General features: G+C 62.9%; 25 protein-coding genes. 16 read left to right on the forward strand and 9 right to left on the reverse strand.

Going from position 1 to position 20,316, the window contains the following annotated elements; genetic code table 11:
- Window positions 1-102 precede the first annotated feature (102 nt).
- Complete coding sequence (locus tag BLT86_RS11405) at window positions 103-804, forward strand: FMN-dependent NADH-azoreductase (protein ID WP_092376793.1); 702 nt, start codon at window positions 103-105, stop codon at window positions 802-804.
- Window positions 805-839: 35 nt separating this feature from the next.
- On the opposite strand, the gene BLT86_RS11410 is transcribed toward BLT86_RS11405, so the two are convergent.
- The gene (locus BLT86_RS11410; RefSeq protein ID WP_092380400.1) at window positions 840-1,583 is read right to left on the reverse strand and encodes a class I SAM-dependent DNA methyltransferase; all 744 of its coding nucleotides are present in this window, start codon (window positions 1,581-1,583) and stop codon (window positions 840-842) included.
- 284 nt (window positions 1,584-1,867) lie between these two features.
- On the opposite strand from BLT86_RS11410, the gene BLT86_RS11415 reads away from it, so the two are divergent.
- From BLT86_RS11415 to BLT86_RS11430, 4 genes are all read left to right on the forward strand, one after another.
- A complete protein-coding gene (locus BLT86_RS11415) occupies window positions 1,868-2,347 on the forward strand; it encodes a hypothetical protein (protein WP_059391265.1) in 480 nt (159 codons plus the stop codon).
- 211 nt (window positions 2,348-2,558) lie between these two features.
- Window positions 2,559-2,906 carry a cupin domain-containing protein gene (locus BLT86_RS11420; protein WP_021490144.1) on the forward strand — a complete coding sequence of 116 codons (348 nt, stop codon included), beginning with the start codon at window positions 2,559-2,561 and terminating at the stop codon, window positions 2,904-2,906.
- Between the two features lie 134 nt (window positions 2,907-3,040).
- On the forward strand, window positions 3,041-3,517 hold the full coding sequence (gene eco, locus BLT86_RS11425; RefSeq protein WP_017674904.1) for a serine protease inhibitor ecotin: 477 nt from the start codon (window positions 3,041-3,043) through the stop codon (window positions 3,515-3,517).
- 169 nt (window positions 3,518-3,686) lie between these two features.
- A complete protein-coding gene (locus BLT86_RS11430) occupies window positions 3,687-4,508 on the forward strand; it encodes an HDOD domain-containing protein (protein ID WP_072426307.1) in 822 nt (273 codons plus the stop codon).
- A gap of 156 nt (window positions 4,509-4,664) precedes the next feature.
- Here BLT86_RS11430 and BLT86_RS11435 read toward each other — a convergent pair whose 3' ends face one another.
- Window positions 4,665-5,078, reverse strand: a complete 414-nt coding sequence (locus BLT86_RS11435) for a transcriptional regulator (RefSeq protein ID WP_017674906.1) — start codon at window positions 5,076-5,078, stop codon at window positions 4,665-4,667.
- A 118-nt stretch (window positions 5,079-5,196) separates the two neighbouring features.
- Here BLT86_RS11435 and BLT86_RS11440 point away from each other — a divergent pair, with 118 nt between their 5' ends.
- On the forward strand, window positions 5,197-5,655 hold the full coding sequence (locus tag BLT86_RS11440) for a BRO family protein (protein ID WP_017674907.1): 459 nt from the start codon (window positions 5,197-5,199) through the stop codon (window positions 5,653-5,655).
- Between the two features lie 45 nt (window positions 5,656-5,700).
- Here BLT86_RS11440 and BLT86_RS11445 read toward each other — a convergent pair whose 3' ends face one another.
- Window positions 5,701-6,345 carry a YecA/YgfB family protein gene (locus BLT86_RS11445; protein WP_092376797.1) on the reverse strand — a complete coding sequence of 215 codons (645 nt, stop codon included), beginning with the start codon at window positions 6,343-6,345 and terminating at the stop codon, window positions 5,701-5,703.
- A gap of 146 nt (window positions 6,346-6,491) precedes the next feature.
- Here BLT86_RS11445 and BLT86_RS11450 point away from each other — a divergent pair, with 146 nt between their 5' ends.
- The gene (locus BLT86_RS11450; protein WP_017674909.1) at window positions 6,492-8,501 is read left to right on the forward strand and encodes a peptidase U32 family protein; all 2,010 of its coding nucleotides are present in this window, start codon (window positions 6,492-6,494) and stop codon (window positions 8,499-8,501) included.
- Window positions 8,502-8,621: 120 nt separating this feature from the next.
- On the opposite strand, the gene BLT86_RS11455 is transcribed toward BLT86_RS11450, so the two are convergent.
- On the reverse strand, window positions 8,622-8,930 hold the full coding sequence (locus BLT86_RS11455) for a putative quinol monooxygenase (RefSeq protein ID WP_017674910.1): 309 nt from the start codon (window positions 8,928-8,930) through the stop codon (window positions 8,622-8,624).
- A 153-nt stretch (window positions 8,931-9,083) separates the two neighbouring features.
- Here BLT86_RS11455 and BLT86_RS11460 point away from each other — a divergent pair, with 153 nt between their 5' ends.
- Complete coding sequence (locus BLT86_RS11460; RefSeq protein WP_017674911.1) at window positions 9,084-9,671, forward strand: NAD(P)H-dependent oxidoreductase; 588 nt, start codon at window positions 9,084-9,086, stop codon at window positions 9,669-9,671.
- A 13-nt stretch (window positions 9,672-9,684) separates the two neighbouring features.
- Here the strand turns inward: BLT86_RS11460 and BLT86_RS11465 are convergent, their stop codons facing one another.
- Window positions 9,685-10,488 carry a CAP domain-containing protein gene (locus tag BLT86_RS11465; RefSeq protein WP_075751174.1) on the reverse strand — a complete coding sequence of 268 codons (804 nt, stop codon included), beginning with the start codon at window positions 10,486-10,488 and terminating at the stop codon, window positions 9,685-9,687.
- A 239-nt stretch (window positions 10,489-10,727) separates the two neighbouring features.
- On the opposite strand from BLT86_RS11465, the gene BLT86_RS11470 reads away from it, so the two are divergent.
- Window positions 10,728-11,768, forward strand: a complete 1,041-nt coding sequence (locus BLT86_RS11470) for a GGDEF domain-containing protein (protein WP_017674913.1) — start codon at window positions 10,728-10,730, stop codon at window positions 11,766-11,768.
- Between the two features lie 11 nt (window positions 11,769-11,779).
- Here the strand turns inward: BLT86_RS11470 and BLT86_RS11475 are convergent, their stop codons facing one another.
- Together BLT86_RS11475 and BLT86_RS11480 are read right to left on the reverse strand one after the other, a co-directional pair.
- Window positions 11,780-12,229: a hypothetical protein gene (locus BLT86_RS11475; protein WP_017674914.1), complete on the reverse strand. Its 450-nt coding sequence runs from the start codon at window positions 12,227-12,229 to the stop codon at window positions 11,780-11,782.
- Between the two features lie 135 nt (window positions 12,230-12,364).
- On the reverse strand, window positions 12,365-12,706 hold the full coding sequence (locus BLT86_RS11480; protein WP_017674915.1) for a hypothetical protein: 342 nt from the start codon (window positions 12,704-12,706) through the stop codon (window positions 12,365-12,367).
- A 167-nt stretch (window positions 12,707-12,873) separates the two neighbouring features.
- Here BLT86_RS11480 and BLT86_RS11485 point away from each other — a divergent pair, with 167 nt between their 5' ends.
- The 3 genes from BLT86_RS11485 (at window position 12,874) to BLT86_RS11495 (ending at window position 15,371) form a co-directional block, all read left to right on the forward strand.
- Window positions 12,874-13,155, forward strand: coding sequence for a peptidylprolyl isomerase (locus BLT86_RS11485; protein ID WP_003462270.1), 282 nt, complete (start codon window positions 12,874-12,876; stop codon window positions 13,153-13,155).
- Window positions 13,156-13,241: 86 nt separating this feature from the next.
- Entirely contained in the window at window positions 13,242-14,771 is a 1,530-nt protein-coding gene (locus BLT86_RS11490) for a sensor domain-containing diguanylate cyclase (RefSeq protein ID WP_017674916.1), read from the forward strand.
- Between the two features lie 60 nt (window positions 14,772-14,831).
- The gene (locus BLT86_RS11495; protein WP_017674917.1) at window positions 14,832-15,371 is read left to right on the forward strand and encodes a DUF1003 domain-containing protein; all 540 of its coding nucleotides are present in this window, start codon (window positions 14,832-14,834) and stop codon (window positions 15,369-15,371) included.
- 184 nt (window positions 15,372-15,555) lie between these two features.
- Here BLT86_RS11495 and BLT86_RS11500 read toward each other — a convergent pair whose 3' ends face one another.
- Window positions 15,556-16,449 (reverse strand): O-acetylserine/cysteine exporter, encoded by an 894-nt coding sequence (locus tag BLT86_RS11500; protein WP_017674918.1) that lies wholly within the window; start codon window positions 16,447-16,449, stop codon window positions 15,556-15,558.
- 139 nt (window positions 16,450-16,588) lie between these two features.
- Here BLT86_RS11500 and BLT86_RS11505 point away from each other — a divergent pair, with 139 nt between their 5' ends.
- A complete protein-coding gene (locus BLT86_RS11505; RefSeq protein ID WP_017674919.1) occupies window positions 16,589-17,323 on the forward strand; it encodes a sulfite exporter TauE/SafE family protein in 735 nt (244 codons plus the stop codon).
- Window positions 17,324-17,329: 6 nt separating this feature from the next.
- Here the strand turns inward: BLT86_RS11505 and BLT86_RS11510 are convergent, their stop codons facing one another.
- Entirely contained in the window at window positions 17,330-18,043 is a 714-nt protein-coding gene (locus BLT86_RS11510) for an NADPH-dependent F420 reductase (RefSeq protein WP_017674920.1), read from the reverse strand.
- 509 nt (window positions 18,044-18,552) lie between these two features.
- On the opposite strand from BLT86_RS11510, the gene BLT86_RS11515 reads away from it, so the two are divergent.
- The 3 genes from BLT86_RS11515 (at window position 18,553) to BLT86_RS11525 (ending at window position 20,270) form a co-directional block, all read left to right on the forward strand.
- Entirely contained in the window at window positions 18,553-19,254 is a 702-nt protein-coding gene (locus tag BLT86_RS11515; RefSeq protein WP_017674922.1) for a YebC/PmpR family DNA-binding transcriptional regulator, read from the forward strand.
- A gap of 136 nt (window positions 19,255-19,390) precedes the next feature.
- Window positions 19,391-19,798, forward strand: coding sequence for an NUDIX hydrolase (locus BLT86_RS11520; protein WP_017674923.1), 408 nt, complete (start codon window positions 19,391-19,393; stop codon window positions 19,796-19,798).
- Window positions 19,799-19,940: 142 nt separating this feature from the next.
- Window positions 19,941-20,270, forward strand: a complete 330-nt coding sequence (locus BLT86_RS11525; protein WP_017674924.1) for a DUF2025 family protein — start codon at window positions 19,941-19,943, stop codon at window positions 20,268-20,270.
- Window positions 20,271-20,316 lie beyond the last annotated feature (46 nt).

Raw genomic sequence — 20,316 nt, forward strand, 5'->3', positions numbered from 1 at the left:
CCATTGCGAAAAATATTGATCGTTTGTCGACCGCCTGAGGCGACCTTAGCCTGAGTCTGCTGCCAATCACAGATGAATTCAAATTCAATCAGGAGACTCATCATGCCCCATATTCTGCATCTCGACGCCAGCGCCCGCCCCGGCCTCGCCGGCAAGGATCAGCACGGTTCGCACAGCCGCAATCTCAGCCATCGCTTTATCAGCCAGTGGCAGGCGCGCCGCCCGCAAGACGTCGTTACCTACCGCGACATCGGCCAGAATCCGCCCTCGATCATCAACCATGACTGGATCGCCTCATCCTTCACGCCCGAGCCGAAACGCGAGGCCTGGATGCACGACACCCTGGCCGAGAGCGATCGCCTGGTGGATGAACTGATCGCCGCCGACGTGCTGGTGATCGGCACGCCGCTGTACAACTTCGGCATGCCCGCCGCGCTCAAGGCGTGGATCGACCAGGTGGTACGCCCCGGCCGCACGGTGGACGTGGATGAAAGCAACCCGCTCGATCCCTATGTACCCAGGCTGGCCGACCGGCCGCGCCATGCGGTGATCCTCACGGCGCGCGGCGGCGTCGGTTTCGATGTGGGCGGAGAGATGGCGCATATGAACCATCTGGAGCCGAACCTGATCACTGCGCTCGGTTTCATCGGCATCACCCGCGTGCACCAGATCGCCATCGAGGGCCAGGAAGTCGGCGGTGAACTGCTTGCCGAATCCGTCAAACAAGCCTTGGGCAAGGTCGATGCGCTGGTGGCCGAGCTGCAGCGTTCATTGCAAGCCGAGCGCGTCGAAGAGCCGGCGTGAGGCAATGGCCAGGCCGAGGATGACGCTGCCTCGCCTCAGCGTTTGGTGCAGGCAAACAGCGCGTTGCCGGAGCCGCCATCCCACGGCGCCAGGCGCTGATAGTCGTGCTCCAGCACCTGCACCTCGAAGTACGGCGCCAGCAGGCTTTGCAGCTCGGCGAAGTCCACCGCCACCATCGGGTGTTCGTCATGCCAGACCTCGGTCTGCTCGGCGACGCTGCGTTCGATGCGCAGGCGCAGCGCCTGCTGCTCGCCTTCACCGCGGTAGTACCAGCCGGAGCTGAAGCGGAACTGCCCTTCGCCATGCTGCGCGCTGTGGGAAACGAACGAGGCATTGTCGATGCGTTGCTTGTCCACCGCGTTGAAGCAGAACACACCGCCAGCCGCCAGGGCGCCGTGCACGCTGGCGATGCAGGCCTTGAGCCGTTCGACACTGGCGCTGTAGTGGATGGAGTAGAGAAAGCAGGTGATCAGGTCCAGCGGCTCGTCGACCTGAAAACCGCACATGTCCTGCTGGGCAAAGCGTGCTTCGGGGCAGCGCTGGGCGGCGCGGTCGAGCATCGGCTGGTTGATGTCCAGGCCGCTGCTGACATAGCCGGCATCGAGAAAATGGCGCACATGCGGGCCGGTACCACAGGCCAGATCGAGGTGGCGCTTGCCGCCGTTGCCGAACAGCTGTTGCAGGCGCTGCACGCAATGACTCTGGGCGGCGTAGTCGATGTCCGCGCACATCAGATCGTAGTAACCCGACAGGTCGGTATAGAGGGCATTGCCGGACATGATGACAGGGGCGCGAGGACGAAGGGCGCGCATCATAGCTCAGGCCGCGAATGGGCAAAATCACTATCGCTGCCGTCGACATGCCGGCGGTCTGGTCGAGCTCGACGCTTACCATGAACGGGCCCCAGCGACGCTTATGAAACAGCTGGAAGCCTTCTATCGCGGGGCTTTCGCCAGCTATCAGCCACATCGATGTTCACCATCAAGCCAATGAAGTTCTCTGAAAAAATCCAGTGCGTAACATCTGCTCCATACCCAACCACAACCCCCTGGAGCACCACATCATGAAACGCCAACTCATCCTCAGCTTTGCTTTCTCCGTACTGGCAGCCAACGTATTTGCCGCTTCTTCCGCCCAACCTGTAGTCGCCGAAGGTGGCTCGGATCGTCTGATCGAAAACCGCGTTGCCGAAGGTGGCTCTGACCGTCTGATCGAAAACCGCGTCGCAGAAGGTGGTTCCGACCGTCTGATCGAAAACCGTGTTGCCGAAGGTGGCTCTGATCGCCTGATCGAAAACCGCGTCGCAGAAGGTGGCTCCGATCGCCTGATCGAAAACCGTGTTGCCGAAGGTGGCTCTGATCGTCTGATCGAGAACCGCGTTGCCGAAGGTGGCTCTGATCGCCTGATCGAAAACCGTGTTGCCGAAGGTGGCTCTGATCGTCTGATCGAGAACCGCGTTGCCGAAGGTGGCTCTGATCGTCTGATCGAGAACCGCGTTGCCGAAGGTGGCTCTGATCGCCTGATCGAAAACCGCACCGCCTGACACCTTCCCTATGACCTGATCGAGAACGTCGTATGACTCGATGGCAAGCGCAGCCCCACAAGGCCGGCCTGATAAGCTGGTCTTGGTTTTTTCAGGAATAGAAAGCACCGCGCACTGCGCGAATGAGCAGCCCCGTGTCGACCCCAGGCAATCGACCGCCCCGCCCCCGCTCTATGGTGAACGCCCCTTTGATCACTCACCGGAGCGCCCCATGGCCAACAAACCGATCACCGTTCTGCGCGACACCCAGCCGATACCCGTCGTCGATGCCTGCAAGTGGGAGCGCATCGAAGGTGACCCGCACACCGTCAACCTCAATGCCTACACCTCCGAAGACGGCAGCAAGATCATGGGCACCTGGATCTGTACGCCCGGCAAATGGCGCGTGGAGTACGTGAAGTGGGAGTACTGCCACTTCCAGGAAGGCTACTGCATCATCACCCCGGACGGCATGGAGCCGATTCACCTCAAAGCCGGCGACATCTTCGTGGTCGAACCCGGCATGAAAGGCACCTGGGAAGTGGTGGAAACGGTGCGCAAGTACTTCGTGTTCGCCTGACGCTGAGCTGACAGCGGCGCACCGGCTTGAAAAGCGCAGGAACTTGGCCTATTCACAACGGTCAGTGCTGCGCCGCCGACCTGGCGGTTCCCTCATCACGGACGGCCCACAAGGCCTTTCAGCAAGGAATCATCATGAACCGACTCAAACTGCCGCTGCTCTCCCTCGCCTGCGCCCTGCCGCTGGCCGCCTGCGCCGCCACCCCGGAGGCGCTCAAGCCCTACCCCGCCGCTGCCGACGGCTATAACCGCCATGTGATCGAGCTGCCAGCGCAAAGCAATGAAGCCGAGCACAAGGTAGAGATCATCGCCGGCAAGACCCTGGAAGTGGATTGCAACCAGCAACGCCTGGGCGGTCAGTGGCAGGAAAAGACCGTGGAAGGCTGGGGCTACAGCTACTACGAACTGGGCCAGGTCGGCCCGGCCATGAGCACGCTGATGGCCTGCCCGGACGGCAGCCGCAAGCAGGCCTTCGTGCGCGTTGGCGGTGAGCCGCAACTGGTGCGCTACAACAGCAAGCTACCACTGGTGATCTACGCGCCGAAGGATGTCGAAGTGCGCTACCGCGTGTGGTCTGCAGCGGCCGAAACCAGCACCGCACCGCGTCAATAAGCCCTCCCCGACATGCCAGCCCCTCGGGGCTGGTGTTTCAATCGGGTAACACCCATGAAAAAGGCTCTAGATAGCGGTTATGGGACTGGCTGCAGCGATAGGCACAGCTATGCTCAAGGAGCACTTTTCATCAGCCATCACTGCAGCGTTCGTACGTATCGGAGTTGCCATGGACATAGAGAGTCTGTTCGCCCAACTGCACACCCTGCCCAGCATTCCCAAGGTTGCGCAGGATCTGATCCAACAGTTCGACAACCCTGCCTCCAGCCTGGAAAGCGTGGCGCGCAATATCGAGCGCGACCCGGTCATCGCCGCCAAGGTACTGCGCCTGGCCAACTCGCCACGTTTTCGCGGGGCCCGTGAAGCAGTGAGCGTCGAGGACGCCGCCATGCGCCTGGGCTTCAACACCCTGCGCACGCTGGTGCTGGCCTCGGCGATGACGGGCGCGTTTCAGGTCGATACCGGCTTCGACCTCAAGGGTTTCTGGATTCGCAGCTTTCGCGTCGCCAGTATCGCCCGCAGCCTGGCCAAGCAGCTGAAGCTGGACACCGACGCCGCCTTCACCTGCGGCATGATGCACAACATCGGCGAATTGCTGATCCAGACCGGCGCGCCGGATTTCGCCCGGCGCATGAACCGTCATCCGAAACGTGAAGCCGCGGCCCACGCCGCCGAGGAAACCCTGCAACTGGGCTTCGGCTACCCGGAAGTGGGCGCTGAACTGGCGCGCCGCTGGCAGTTGCCGGCGCTTATCCAGCAAGCGATTGCCTATCAGGCACGTCCGACTCAGGCGCCCAGTGACGGCCGCTACGCGCGCCTGGTCGCACAGTCGGTAATCGTCGCGGAAACCATCGAGCTGGACGGCGTCAGCGAACAGGCACGGCAGAGCCTGGAAGGCCCATTGTTCGAGGAAGTCGACCTGAACAAGCTGTTCGAAGCCTTGCCAGCGGTGCTGGAAGCAGACAAGGCGTTTGCCGAACTGCTGGGCTGAATAAAGAGCCTGTTCAACGTCTCGCGAGCCAGAGCTTTGAGCAGGTTCTTGGATGCGGCCCTGGAAACAACAGGTGATCTGCCTCGAGTCAGCGCCGGGCAAGCCTTGCCGGAAGGGAATTGACAACCACAACCACGACTGACTCCAGCCTGATCCTTAGCCTGGCTTCTTGCCGGAGTCAGCATTGGCCGCGATGGCCAGCGCCATGACGACCTCTCGCACGACCTTGCGCTGCGCAGCAGGCAGAGCCAGAAAGGCCTCGATCACCTCACGTTCCTGATAGAACTTGGGATCTTCCCAACGGCCACGCTGCTCGCGTACGGCGGCACCGGCCTGTGCGCCAAAGCGCAGTACCTGCGGTTCGATACGCAGCCACTCGGCAAGCACCTGCAATTTGTCCTGCGACGGTATCGCCTCGCCACGCAACCAGCGGGAAACCGCCTGAAAGGTCACGGAACGGCCCCAGTAACGCGAATTGAACTCGCGCTCGAGCACGGCGGGGCGATCTGGATATCCAGCCGCAATCATGGCGCTACGCAGGCGCTGGGCGAATTCGGTTTTTTCGGTCATGGACGCGGACGTTAAATTCCGCTTCCATGCTTGATTGAACAGTCAGTTGTATATTAAATGAAATTCATGGTTTCATCGCATTCAACAGGCCGTTGTTTCATGCACTAGGGAGGGCGCCATGACCAGTCCGATCAACCCCGTCTTCGAAGACATTCGTCTCACCGTGCAGCGCGCCGCCGATGGCCGTTTCTGGTTCGTCGCGCAGACCGTTTGCCAGGCCCTGGAACTGGCCGACGAACAAGCCGCCCTGCTGCTTCACTGTCGACCGGAGGGCATTCTTTTCGGCAATGAGGAAACGCCTCAAGCCATGATCGACCTGGAGAACCTGCTACGCCTGAGCCTGAGCAGCACCAGCCCACGCGCTGAACGTCTGCGCAGCTGGCTCTGCCAAGTCCTGCTGCCGCACCTGTTCAGCAGCTCCAGCCTGCCCAGCTATCGACAGCTGAACACGGCAAACAAACGCCTGCGCGTACTCAAGTGGCACGACGACTGGTGGATGTCGATGAATGACGTGATGCAGGTTTTCGGCACTCGGCCGGAGCTGTTGGCCATGAGCGAGGACCCGTGCTGCAGTTGAGCACGACGCCGGGGCTCGCTCGCCAAACATGCTGACAGCGACCGGTCAGCGCATGCAGCACTGCTTGTATTTCTTGCCGCTGCCGCAACTGCACGGGTCGTTGCGCCCGACCTTGGTCTCTTCGCGGCGAACCGGCAGCAGCGGGTCCAGGTTCTGCTGCCAGTACTCATAAAGCTCGACGGCGGCCGGTTCCAGCATCGCTGTGCTGGCTTCGTATTCGGCATCGGTCATGGCCTTGAGCGTCTCGCTGCCACTTTCGTCGCCGTGCAGAGTGATCAGCGCCAGGGCCGCCTGCGCCGACTCGGGCAGCGCTTGCTCCAGCCAACCGGCAACTGCCGCACCGCGCAGATAGCCCGCACACCACTCGGAGACGATCAGCTTCTCGCCCTTGCCGTTGTTGTCAGCCAGGAAGATCGCCTCATAGTCATCTGGCTCCTCGCTGAGCATGTAGGCGGCTTCGCTCATCAGCTCGACGGCCAGCTTCATGAAACGCTCACCATCCTTGTCGCTGGGCCATTGCGGCGGCTGGTCGACCCAGATCGCCGAATACCAGATGGCAGGCGCGACCTGGCGCGGGGCGGAGACGATGGCGGCGAAATAACCGTCCAGCTCGCTGGCGGACAGGATCGAGTCATCGTTGCCGTACTTGAGCAGCCACTGATCGAGCTTCTCCAACCCTCTGTTGTCCATCGCCACGCCTCCGCCTGAAAAAGGCCGCTACTGTACCGCCATCGGTGCGTATTACCAGCCGTCCGGCATCTGGCGAGTGCCCACAGGCCGTCAGCCCGGTACAATGCGCGCCTTGCCCGTGTGCCAGCCTGATAAAAGAAAACACCATGTCCTTGCCCAAGAACCACCTGGAACTGCTCAGCCCTGCGCGTGACGTCGAGATCGCCCGCGAGGCCATTCTGCATGGCGCCGACGCCGTCTATATCGGCGGCCCGAGCTTCGGCGCGCGGCACAATGCCTGCAACGAAGTGAGCGATATCGCCAGGCTGGTGGAGTTCGCCCGCCACTATCATGCGCGCGTGTTCACCACGATCAACACCATCCTGCATGACGATGAGCTGGAGCCGGCGCGCGCGCTGATCCACCAGCTCTACGACGCGGGCGTGGATGCGCTGATCGTGCAGGACATGGGGGTGATGGAGCTGGATATTCCGCCCATCGAGCTGCATGCCAGCACCCAGACCGATATCCGCACCCTTGAGCGGGCCAGGTTTCTCGATCAGGCCGGCTTCTCCCAGCTGGTGCTGGCGCGCGAGCTGAACTTGCAGGAAATCCGCCAGATTGCCGATGCCACAGACGCGGCCATCGAATTCTTCATCCACGGCGCGCTGTGCGTGGCCTTCTCCGGCCAGTGCAACATCTCCCACGCGCAGACCGGGCGCAGCGCCAACCGCGGCGACTGCTCGCAGGCCTGCCGCCTGCCCTACACCCTCAAGGATGAAAAAGGCGGCGTGATCGCCTACGAGAAACACCTGCTGTCGATGAAGGACAACAACCAGAGCGCCAACCTGCGCGCCCTGGTCGAAGCCGGCGTGCGCTCCTTCAAGATCGAGGGCCGCTACAAGGATGTGGCCTACGTGAAGAACATCACCGCCCACTACCGCCGCGAACTCGACGCCATTCTCGAGGATCGCCCGGACCTCGCCCGCGCCTCCAGCGGTCGTACCGCGCACTTCTTCGTGCCCGATCCGGACAAGACCTTCCACCGTGGCAGCACCGATTACTTCGTCACCGAGCGCAAGGTGGACATCGGCGCCTTTGACTCGCCGACCTTCACTGGCTTGCCCGTCGGCCATGTCGAGAAAGTGAACAAGCGCGACCTGATCGCCGTCACCCACGAGCCGCTGTCCAACGGCGACGGCCTCAACGTGCTGGTCAAGCGCGAGGTGGTGGGTTTCCGCGCCAATATCGCCGAGCTGAAAGGTGAGTTCGAGGAAGACGGCGAGAAGCGCTATCGCTACCGCGTCGAGCCCAACGAGATGCCCGAGGGTCTGTTCCGTCTGCGCCCGAATCATCCGCTCTCGCGCAACCTCGACCACAACTGGCAGCAGGCGCTGCAACGCACCAGCGCCGAACGCCGTATCGGCGTGAGCTGGAAGGCCGAGCTGCGCGAGGACACACTCAAGCTCACCGCCACCAGCGAAGAAGGCATCAGCGTCGACGTCGCCCTGCCCGGCCCGTTCGGCGTCGCCAACAAGCCGGAACAGGCGCTCGATGGCCTGCGCGACCTGCTCACCCAGCTCGGCACCACCATCTACCATGCCCAGAGCGTGGCGCTGGATGCACCGCAGGCGTTCTTCGTGCCCAACTCACAGCTCAAGGCGCTGCGCCGCGATGCCATCGAAGCACTGACCGCAGCGCGCGTGGCCGCCCATCCGCGTGGTAGCCGCAAGGCCGAGACCGACCCGGCGCCGGTGTACCCGGAGTCGCACCTGTCGTTCCTCTACAACGTCTACAACCAGAAGGCGCGCGACTTCTACCATCGCCATGGCGTGCAGCTGATCGACGCCGCCTACGAGGCCCACGAGGAAACCGGCGAAGTGCCGGTGATGATCACCAAGCACTGCCTGCGCTTCTCCTTCAACCTGTGCCCGAAGCAGGCCAAGGGCGTGACCGGTGTGCGCACCAAGGTGGCGCCGATGCAGCTGGTGCATGGCGATGAGGTACTGACCCTGAAGTTCGACTGCAAGCCGTGCGAGATGCACGTGATCGGCAAGATGAAGGGCCATATCCTCGACCTGCCACAACCGGGCAGCGCCGCGACCCAGGTGGTCGGCCACATCAGCCCGGACGACCTGCTCAAGACCATTCGCCAGAAGCCGGGCTATAGCCACTGAGCCTAGCCTCGCCTGTCCCCGGTAGCCCGGATGCAATCCGGGGGCATGCGCCTGTATGTCCCGGATTGCATCCGGGCTACAACAACAATCGCCAGCAAGCTGGCTCCTACGGATCGCGAACTAGGCCCGCGCGGCGCTCGCCGGGCTGAGCATCTCGATCTCGCGAATCTCGAAATCACGACGCAGGTAGTCCATGCGCTGGTCATGGAACTCGCGCATGTGCGGCAGCGCCGTGTGCTCGGCGAATGCCTCCGGCGATGCCCAGACCTCGTAGAAGATAAACAGGGTCGGGTCCTGGGCGTCACGCAGCATGTGATATTCGATGCAGCCGGGCTCGGCGCGGCTGGGTTCGACGTAAGCACGGAACAGTTGCTCGAAGGCCTCGGCCTGCTCGGGTCTGGTGTGGGCGTGAAGGATGAAGCCGTACATGGGTGCAAGCGCCTCGATGCGGGAAGATGCCTCACCTTAACGCAGCATTCGACGATCCTTTCATGATTTTCAGTCAACAATTATTTGACCGCTGCGGGGTGTTTCGCACGCGCAGGGCCCGATAACCTGCGGCCACATTTTTGGAGAACCCCCATGAAAAAGATCCTCCTGCTCAACGGCGGCAAAGCGTTCGCCCACTCACACGGCCAGTACAACAGCACCCTGCACGACGCGGCGTTGGCCTTCCTCGACCGCGCCGGCTTCGACGTCAAGACCACCTTCATCGACGGCGGCTACGACGTGGAAGAAGAAGTACAGAAATTCCTCTGGGCCGATGTGGTGATCTACCAGATGCCCGGCTGGTGGATGGGCGCACCCTGGACGGTGAAGAAGTACCTCGACGAGGTATTCACCGCCGGCCACGGCAGCCTTTATGCCAACGACGGCCGTACCCGCTCCGATGCGTCGCAGAAGTACGGCAGCGGCGGGCTGATCCAGGGCAAGCAGTACATGCTGTCGCTGACCTGGAACGCCCCGATACAGGCCTTCGAAGACCCGACCGATTTCTTCGAAGGCAAAGGCGTGGACGCGGTGTACTTCCCCTTCCACAAGGCCAACGAATTCCTCGGCATGACTGGTCTGCCCACCTTCATCTGCAACGACGTGATGAAGGTGCCGAACATCGAGCACGACGTGGCGCGCTACGAGCAGCACCTGGCCCAGGTGTTCGGCGTCAACTGAAGCAGGCGCTCACTCATTGCCCGCCGAACAACGCCGTCCAGTAGATGCCGGCGTCGCTCTGCGGGTCGTTGGCATAGGCAGCGCCTAGCTCGCTGAACTCCGGGTTCATGATGTTGGCGCAGTGCCCGGAGCTGGCCAGCCAGCCCTCGACCACCTTGGCGGTGGTATCGAGCGCAGCGGCGATGTTCTCACCGACCTTGGTACCGCTGTACCCCGCCAGTTCCGCGCGGTCACCCGGCGTCAGGCCGTCACGCCCCTGATGGGCGAAGAAGTTGCCGTTGGCCATGGCCCGGCTGTGGCTCTCGGCGGCGCTACCCAGTTCGGCATTCCATACCAGCGGCGCGGTGGCAGCGAAGCGCTGGTCACCGCATTGGCGTGCCTCGGCGCGGGCAGAGTTGATCAGCAGGAGCAGACTTTCCCCCTCGGTCTGCCAGGTTTGCAGGCGCCCGCTGAGCAGCGGCCGTGCCAGCACGATGCGCCAGTCGCGATCCTGCTGGCTGACGCCAATGTCGATGAATTGCGGATCGAGCAGCACGCGGCAGAAACTCTCGCTCAATGCCTGCATGGCCGCCTGCGCATTGCGCGGGCCGGAGAGCGTGATGGCCTGTACGTTGACCAACGGGTAACCAGCCGCGCTCAGCGAATCCTGCAGATCCGCGGTGCCATTGGCAGGCAGGATCAGGCGTGGGTCGTTGGTCAATGGGGGCAGTGGCTCGGAGGCCTGCACGCCACAGCGCTGTACCTCGCTGCGATAGCTGTTGATCGTCTCGATCAGCGCAAGGTCCTCAGCGGCCTGGGCCGCGCCGCAAATGCCCATCAGCAGCACCAGCAGGCAGCCTTGCCATCCCCATTTGTCCATTGTTGTTGTCATACCGCCCTCTCCCAACTAACGTCGTGATTCTGACGCAATTTCCGGCGCAGGATCATGGCCGGTTTCCTGGTCCCATCGAACGCCCGCGTACACTGGGATCGCGGCCGAACGGCAGGGTTCCTGCATGACGCCCTCTGCCGTCATCGAACAATTTACACACTTGCCTCTCCCGCTCGAGAACACTGATGCCCGGTTACTTCGCCAAGAACGAACAACATCGTCGCCTGGTCCTCAAAGCCTTGCTATGGATCACCTTGAGCGGTGGTTTGTTCTTCTCCGTGGTCAATCTGCTGCACGACAACTGGTTGCTGGCCGGTCTGGAGATCGGCTACGCCGCTGTGTCGCTGTATCTGCTGACCATTGTCGACCGAACGCGCAACCTGCAGCTATTGACCGCGGTTTACCTGCTGCCGTTCTTCAGCATCATGATTTTGGCGCTGGCTCAGACCCACACCAGCTTCGCGGTGTTCGCCTGGATCCAGTCGATTCCGATCATCTGCTACCTGCTGCTGGGGTTGCGTCTGGGTATGTACGGCTCGGTGCTGTTCGTCGGCATCGGCCTGTTCGTCTTCAGCCGGCGGTTTTCTTCCGATCAATTGCTGCAAAACGTCGAGATCATCGCCAATCTAGGTCTGGCCAGTCTGGCGGTGATGATCTTTGCGCACATCTACGAACGCAGCCGCCTTCTCAACGAACAGCGTCTGACCGACCAGGCCACCACCGATTCCCTGACCGGCTTGCCAAACCGGCTGAAGCTGGCCGAGGTATTCGAGCGCGAGCGTGCCCACGCGCAGCGCAATGGCACGCCGCTTTCGTTGGTATTCGTCGATATCGATCACTTCAAGCAGATCAACGACCGCTTCGGCCACGAGGTCGGCGACCGCGCCCTGGTTCACTTCGCCACGGTGCTGGCGCAGCGTTTACGGGTCACTGATCTGTTCTGCCGCCTGGGCGGTGAGGAATTTGCCGTGCTGCTGCCAGGCAGCAAGGCGACGCAAGCGCGAGAAATCGCCGAGAGCCTGCGCGAACGCCTGGCTGCACAGCCGCTGGCGGTGGATGAGACCACGCTACACATGACGCTGAGCGCCGGGGTGGCCTGCTTCGGGGTGGACGGGCAATCACTGGACGAGCTGATGCTGGCGGCGGACAGGCGCACCTACGCGGCCAAGCGCGCCGGGCGCAACCGGGTGATTACCCGAGAGGACGTAGAGCCCGCTCTGGGCTGAACGGGTGCGGATCAGACGTAGATGCTGACCCCGCCCTTTTCCTGCAACCACTGACGGTAGGTCTCCAGCGAGTCGGTCTGCTTGTCGCCGTTGTGGCCGGAGATGCGCACACTGCCATCCATGCCGGCGTCCACCATCTTCTGTACCTGCGCCAGCAGCGTGGCGGCATCGTCGCGATCGAGCTGCATCACATCCGGCAATTGGATCACCGAAGGCGTCGCAGGCTGACTGTCGCCACTGCCCTGCACCGTGTTACTGGGCTGCGCCGCGCCGCCATGCATTGCACGCAGCAGCCCGCCCTCACTGCGCGCCACCACCTGCTTGGCGAAACGTCTCAGGTCGGCCAGCGGGTCCTGAGTGGCCTGGTCGCCTGCTTCGCCACTGGCTGCACTCGAGCGATTGTTGAGCTGACTGCCGTAGTAGCTGAGCATGGCAGGCGTGCTGTTGTTGATACTGGTCATGAGACCTCCGCGAAATCCGTTCGCCTCATGCAAAGCAGATTCCGGGCCAGCCGCTGCAGGCCAGTCACCACGCGGGCTGCACACTCATTCGCGGCAGCGACTTGCCACCACGGGGCAAGGTTTTGCCTGTGCCGGTCACCCCAGCAGATCGACCATCACCGCATTGCTGTAGATCAGGCAGCCATCCTCGGCGCTGTAACCGACCAGATGAAACTGGCCACGCCCCTCCTCGCCGCCGAGGTACACGCGCCATTTGCATTCGCTCAGCGGGCCGAAGCCGTCGGGCATGACCAGCTCCAGTGTCTGCATGTCGGCGTCGATCATCGTGTCTCTGAGCCCGCTGCGTTGCAGTTGCTCCTCGGCCTGCTCCAGACGCAGGTGCTCGGCCTCGCTGACATAGAACTGCAGGGTCCCGATGGGAATGGATTTGCTGTCATTGTCGGCCTTGCGCCAACCGTCGATGCTCAGGGTGTTCATCTGCAAGCCTCCTCAGTGAAACCCGAGTTCAGGGCACATGCCCACTTACAGAAGATGGGACACGCCAAACGCCGAGGCGACTCCTGACGAATGGACGAACGGCCGACCGTTTGCTTGTCGAGGCGATTGCGCTAGGCTCTGCACCTTCATTGATAGGAGGTACTCCCATGGCCCGCGCCACTGCCCGCCACATCCTGGTTGCCAGCGAAGACAAGTGCAACGAACTGAAAGCCGCCATCGAAGGTGGGGCCGACTTCGCCCAACTGGCCAAAGACAATTCCTCCTGCCCGTCCGGCCGCAGCGGCGGCGACCTGGGCTCGTTCGGCCCCGGTCAGATGGTCAAGGAATTCGACACCGTGGTCTTCAGCGCGCCGGTCGGCGTGGTGCAGGGCCCGGTGAAGACCCAGTTCGGTTATCACCTGCTGGAAGTCACCAGCCGTCAGGACTGATCGTTCACTACACAAGGGCCGCCAGTGCGGCCCTTCTGTTTTCCCAAGCCTTTTCAGCACCCTGTAGTAGGGCTCTGGGTTTCACCATGAAACGTGGTATTCGGCTCGCGTCCATCCTCCTGGTATTCATCTGCCTGTCGCTGGCGTTGCTGACCGCCTGGCAAGTCTGGTTCTCGCGTGAACGCGCGCTGCAAGAGCTGAACGTGGCCAACCTCAACCTGGCCCAGGCGCTGGACAACTACACGGAAGGGGTCATTCGCCAGTCGGAACTGGTGCTGATCGACCTGGCCGAGCGCATGCAACACAACGGCCCGGCCGTCCACGAACAAGAACGCCTGCAGGCATTGCTACAGCAGCAGAGTGAAGTGCTTGGGTTGGCCAATGCCATCGTCATCTACGACGAACAGGGCAACCGCTTGCTGGCATCGACCCTGCCGCCAGGACACAATCTCAACGCTGCCGATCGCGCATTCTTCATCCATCACCGCAACGATCCCTCCACCGGCACCTTCATCGGCCCCACCATCAAGAGCCGTATTACAGGTGACTGGGTCTTCACCGTCAGCCGTCGCCTGAACGATGGTGAAGGTCGTTTCGCCGGCGTGGTGGCCGTGACGCTGGGCGTCGAGCACTTTCTGAGTTTTTTCGGCAGCCTGGACCTCGGCAAACACGGCTCGATGAGCCTCTCTACCGGCGACGCCAAACTGCTGTTTCGCCAGCCATTCCGTGAGCAGGATGTCGGCCTGGACTGGTCCGACTCACCCATCCTGCAACAGCTGCGCGAACACCGTGAAGGCACCACCGTACAGACCTCACGTATCGATGGTGTCGAGCGTGTCTATGCCTTCCGCCGCAACGATCGCCTGCCGCTGATCACCGTCGTCGCACTCGGCCGCGAGGACGCCTTGGCAGCCTGGCGCCGCAACGCCGAGCTGTTCACCGCGCTGATCATGCTGTTGCTGGCTGCCGTGAGCATCATTGGCCAATACCTGATCGTCGATATCCGCCGTCGCTCGCGCGCCGAGGCGCAGCTGCTCAACGCCCGCGAGGAACTCCTTGATGCCAACGCCCGGCTGGAGGTCCTCGCCTCACAGGATGGCCTGACCGACCTGGCCAACCGCCGCAGCTTCGACCAGACCCTGGAAATGGAAATTCGCCGCGCGCAGCGTCGTGGCTCCTCCCTGTCACTGCTGCTGTTCGATATCGATATGTTCAAGCGTTACAACGACCACTACGGTCATGTAGCCGGTGATGACTGTCTACGTGCCGTGGCAGAGGTGCTCAAGCAGTGCGTACGCCGGCCCGGCGATCTGGCCGCCCGTTATGGCGGTGAGGAACTGGCAGTGATCCTGCCGAACACCACACTTGAAGGGGCTGAAGCCGTCGCCCAAAGCTTCATGCAGGGCCTGGAACAGCGCGACCTGGAGCACCAGGCAAGTCCCTTCGCGAGGGTCACGGTGAGTGCCGGCGTGGCCAACCTGACGGCGGATCAGCGGGACAGCACGAGGCAGGCACTGGCGCTTATCGAGGCGGCCGATCAAGCGCTTTATCGAGCCAAGAACAATGGTCGAAATCGTCTGGAAAGTGCTGGAGTGCATGCTGAACAGCAGAGGTGACAAGGCTCGTGAAGCGGTTCAGCATCGCTTCGACGTCTCTGCCTCGGATGAATGGCCATAATGAGCAACAGCACCCAGCACCCGCTGCAACACCTCGCCCAGAACCTGCTTGGCAAGGCAATCCACGAGCTCGAGCCGGAAGAAAGCCATGTGCTCGAACAGATTCGCCAGCGCCGCCCCATCAGCCGCGATGCCGCCGACGCCTCGGATAAACAATCGTCTTTCGGCGAGAGGCTTTCTGATCGGGTCGCATCGGTCGGTGGTTCCTGGACCTTCATCATCTGTTTTTCGCTGACCATGCTCGGCTGGATGCTGCTCAACACCGACGTGCTAACGCACTTCGGCATGGCCTTCGACCCCTACCCTTACATCTTCCTCAACCTGATGCTGTCGACCGTGGCGGCCATCCAGGCACCGATCATCATGATGAGCCAGAACCGCCAGGCGACGAAGGATCGTCTGGCTGCACGCCTGGACTTCGAGGTGAACCTGCGCGCCGAACTGGAAATCATGCGCCTGCACGAGAAGATCGACCAACGCATCCAGCAACGCCTGGATCAGATCCTCGAGCGCCTGCCGGAGCAGCCTCCGCAAGCCTAATGTTGATTCCGTAAACACCGCCCTCAGCGCTATAAGTCGGTAGGAGCCGGCTTGCCGGCGATGCTTTGTGTAAGTGGGCTCCATACACCGGATCGCCAGCAAGCTGGCTCCTACACACTCATCTTCTCCGCTTAACTCACTGGCATGCGACAGAATCTGTCGTGTCGTACCCGCAACAAGCGTGTCAAACAGGCCCTGGAGCCCGTTGCCGCCAGCTATCGAGCAAGCGCCCGCCCCAGACGTTGATCAACAGCCCGGCCATGACCAGCGCCGCGCCGACCATCTGCAAGCTGCCGAGACGTTCGCCCAGCAGCAGCGCCGAGGAGCTGATGCCCACCACCGGCACCAGCAGCGAGAACGGTGCCACCTGGCTGGCCGGATAACGCGACAGCAGGCGGCTCCAGAGCCCGTAACCAAGAATGGTGGCGCCGAATGCCAGGTAGGCCAGCACCAGCAGCGAGTCCACGCCAAGCGTGCGCAGCGACTGGCTGATCAGCTCCGGCCCTTCCAGCCACAGCGACAGGGCCAGAAATGGCAGCGGCGGTATCAGGCTGCCCCAGACCACCAGGCCGACCAGATTGACCTTGCCCAGCTTGCGCGTGACCACGTTGCCCAGCGCCCACATCGAGGCCGCGGCGATGGTCAGGGCGAAGCCCGCCAGGGTCATCGCCTGCCCGCCCTGCAGACCGATCAACACCAGGCCGCTGGCTGCCACCAGCAAGCCGAACAGATTGCTGCCACGCAGCCGCTCACCGAGAAACAGCGCGGCGAAGAACAGGGTGAAGAACGCCTGCGACTGCAGCACCAGCGACGCCAGGCCAGCCGGCATGCCGACGTACATGGCATAGAAGAGAAAGGCGAACTGCCCCACTGAAATGGTCATGCCATAGGCCAGCATCCAGCGCAGCGGCACCTGCGGGCGACGCACGAAGAGGATCGCCGGAAAGGCTGCGAGCATGAAGCGCAGAGCGCCCATCAGCATCGGCGGCATGCCGTGCAGGCCGACCTTGATCACCACGAAGTTCAGCCCCCAGACGACGATCACCAGCAGCGCCAGCAGCAGATCCTTGGGTGTCATGAGCACGAACCTCGGGTTGAGTGAGCCGGCATTAGAGCAGCCTCACCCCGCAGCAGACAGACACAGAGGCCGAGGAAAAAAGCCACACAGACACTGACGGCTGCTAACCTGCGCGCTTTTGTAGCGTTACGCCAAACCCATGACTCTGCACGATTTCCTTCTGTTCGCCTTGCCCGCGGTGTTTCTCACCGGGCTGTCCAAGGGTGGCTTTGGCGGCGCCCTGGGCGGCATCGCCGTGCCGTTGCTGGCCCTGGCCACTTCGCCGAAACAGGCGGTCGCGGTCATGCTGCCGATTCTCTGTCTGGCCGATGTGGTGGGCCTGAAGGCCTACTGGGGCAAGTGGGATATGGCCAACCTCAAGGTCATGCTGCCGGGCGCGGTGATCGGCATCGCCATCGGCTCGATGACCTTCGGTTTGTTCGACGAACGCGCCATCGGCCTGCTGATCGGCGCCATCGCCATCACCTTCGTCGGGCTCGGTCTGGTGCTTGGCAACCAGGCGCCACGCCCACTGCACAAAGGGCGCGGCACACTGCTGTCGAGTCTGGCCGGCTTCACCAGCTTCGTCGCCCACGCTGGCGGCCCGCCGGTGATGATGCACCTGCTGCCGCAGCAGCTGGACAAGGTGCGCTTCGTCGCCACCATCAATCTGTTCTTCCTGCTGACCAACGCCGCCAAGCTGTTCCCCTACGCGGCGCTGGGCCAGTTCACCCAGGACAATCTGCTGCTGAGCCTGATGCTCGCACCCATCGTCCCGCTGGGTGTATGGAGCGGCCTGTGGCTGCAGTCACGAGTCAACCACCTGTGGTTCTACCGTATCGCGCGGCTGGGCATTCTCATGGCGGGTGTGCAGTTGATCTGGCGTTACCTCTGACGCCTGCTAGGGCTGCAACCCCAGCAGTTCGCGTAACTCACGCGCGGTGGGCATGCGCGCCGACACGCCGCTGTTGAAGTCGAAGGACTTGGCGCTGGCCAGCGGCCCGACGATCACCGGATCGAAGCCGGCATCGGTCACCAGACGCGCTGCCACCTGCAGCGCCGCCTCGTCATCCGCGGCCAGCGGGATGGCCAGTTTCTCGCCGCTGCGATGGGCCTGGCTGCGCAGGTTGTGCGCGGAGATGGCGTTGAACGCGCGCACCAGGCGCACGCCCGGCAGAAACTGCTGCGAGGCCAACCCGGCGCCCATCTCGACCGCTGCCTCGGCCATCGGACCATCGCGCCCCGGTCGTGGGTTGCCGGCGTCCAGCACCACCTTGCCGGCCAGCTCAGTGGCGTAGTCGCGGCCGACCTGCGGCGTCGCAGCATAGGGCACCGCCAACATGATCACCTCGCCAAAGGCCGCAGCCTCACGCGGGGTGCCGACGCGGGCACGCTCGCCCAGCTCCTCGGCCAGCGGCTGCAGGCGTTCGGGATTGCGCGAGGAAATCATCACCTCGTGCCCGGCTTCGACCCACAGCCGCGCCAGTGGGCTGCCGATATTGCCGGTGCCGATGATGCCGATACGCAAGGCTTCCGCCTGCACCAGTGCCGGGGCGCCGCCCAGCAGCACAAGCAGGCCAAGCGCGGCGGCGAAACGGTGAAGTAAACGGGGCATGCTGAGTTCCTCGGGCAAATGACGACGAAGAGCAAGCATAGAAAAACCAGACACAGTGACGAGCAACGATTCGCAACAGGGTGTTGCCCGCCAGCTATGCTTGAAAGGCGATACCGCATTGCAGTCGGCTACATGAGCCGAGGAGGTGGCAGTGACCCGAACGCATCCCCCCAGTCAATGACCTACTTCCCGGAGACACGACCATGAGCAAAAGCATGGATTCACACAAAGAAGGCAAGAAGAAGCCGCTGAAAACGGCGCACGAGAAACGCATGGCCAAGCGCGAGAAAAAGCACGGCCAGACCCTGCTCGGCAGCCACTCACCGGACGCCTGAGCTCCAACCTGCCGGCGCAGCCTTGCTGCGTCGGCCCTCCCCCGCCGCCAACACCCTCCAGGAAATTGCGCGTGCCGCCGGCGCCGCAAGGCACTAGAATCCGCAGCCTAAGTGATCGTCCGGCCGCCCCTGCGCGCCGCGACACCCTCTCACCTATCGGCCAGGAGACCCCAGATGGGCGCCCAGTGGAAAGCCAAACCCAAAGAAGCCGCCGCCAATGCCCGAGGCAAGATCTTCGGCAAGCTGGTGAAGGAAATCATGCTCGCCGCGCGTAACGGCGCCGACCCGGACATGAACCCCAAGCTGCGCCTGGCCGTGCACCAGGCCAAGAAAGCCTCGATGCCCAAGGACACCCTGGATCGCGCCATCAAGAAAGGCGCGGGGCTGTCCGGTGAAGTGGTCAACTACGAACGTACCCAGTACGAGGGCTTCGCTCCGCATCAGGTGCCGGTGATCGTCGAGTGCCTGACCGACAACGTCAACCGCACCGTCGCCGAGATCCGTGTGCTGTTCCGCAAGGGCCAGCTCGGTGCCTCCGGCTCGGTCAGCTGGGACTTCGACCACGTTGGACTGATCGAAGCCACCACCGAAGAGGGCGCTGACCCGGAACTGGCCGCCATCGAAGCCGGCGCCCAGGACTTCGTGCCCGATGACGAGGGCTCGACCCTGTTCATCACCGATCCGACCGACCTCGACGCCGTGTGCAAGGCGCTGCCGGAGCAGGGTTTCACCGTCAACTCGGCCAAGCTCGGCTACCGTCCGAAAAACCCGGTAAGCAGCCTGACGCCGGAGCAGATGGAAGAGGTCGAAGCCTTCCTCGAGGCCATCGACGGCCATGATGACGTGCAGAATGTCTATGTCGGCCTCGCTGGCTGACGCTCACGGGGCGCCCTGAACCGGCGCCCATATCAGGCAAGGCTTCAGCCCCTGTAGGAGCCCCGCCCCGGGGCGAAGCTTTGCAACGTGCGTTGTCCGGGTTCGCCAGAGACGCAATCAGTACAGTGCTTGCCCCATGCCAACCACCCTGCATATCGCTGCTGCCTGCCTGTTCGACGCACGAGGCCGCCTGCTGCTCGTGCGCAAGCGCAATACCCGATTCTTCATGCTGCCCGGCGGCAAACGTGAAGCGGGCGAAGACGCGCTGTCGGCGCTCGAGCGTGAGCTGCTCGAAGAGCTCGAATTACAACTGGGCGCAGACGCCCTGCAACCGCTCGGCCAGTTCCAGGCGCCCGCGGCCAACGAGGCCGATACCTGGGTGCAGGCAGACCTCTATCGCGCCGCCCTGCACCACGCGGTGCAGCCGGCCGCCGAGCTGGAAGAGCTGCGCTGGCTCGACACCACCCTGCCCCTGCCCGATGACCTGGCACCGCTGCTGCGTGAACAGGTGCTGCCGGCTCTGCAATGCCTGCCGTCCCTGTAGGACCGTGGCCAGCGACATCAAAAACCGCTCCCGGCCGTTTCTTGATCCACGACAACGCGGGTGACAACGCCAGCGATTAGGCTTCGCCGATAAACAGAACCATTCGCCTTGCCTGCAAACCCCACAGGAAACGAGGTTTGCCATGAGTATCACGTCCGCCCAGATCTGCCAGGCCGCCGACCAGTTGCAGGGTTTCGTCGGCTACAACGCCAAGACCGAGCAGTACCTGCTGCGTTTTTCCGAAGACAGCTTCGGCCTCGATGTACCGGCCGACACCATCACGCCCACTTGTGAATACGTCTGGCACGCCGACGACGGCGAGCTGATGCGCCTGGATCGCCAGCGTCTGGCCTGGCTACAGGAACAGCGCATCGATGACCGAGTGAATCTTAGCGAGCCGCTGCGCGTCTATCTGCGCCGCAGCGATTTGCCGGAGATCCGTGCGGAGCGGCGACGCCTGATGCCGGCCTGAGATTCAGCGTGTTTCGAGGCATTCGGTGCGCACCAACCCACCGGGA

It is taken from the genome of Pseudomonas sihuiensis (genome assembly GCF_900106015.1).
Lineage (GTDB): Bacteria > Pseudomonadota > Gammaproteobacteria > Pseudomonadales > Pseudomonadaceae > Aquipseudomonas > Aquipseudomonas sihuiensis.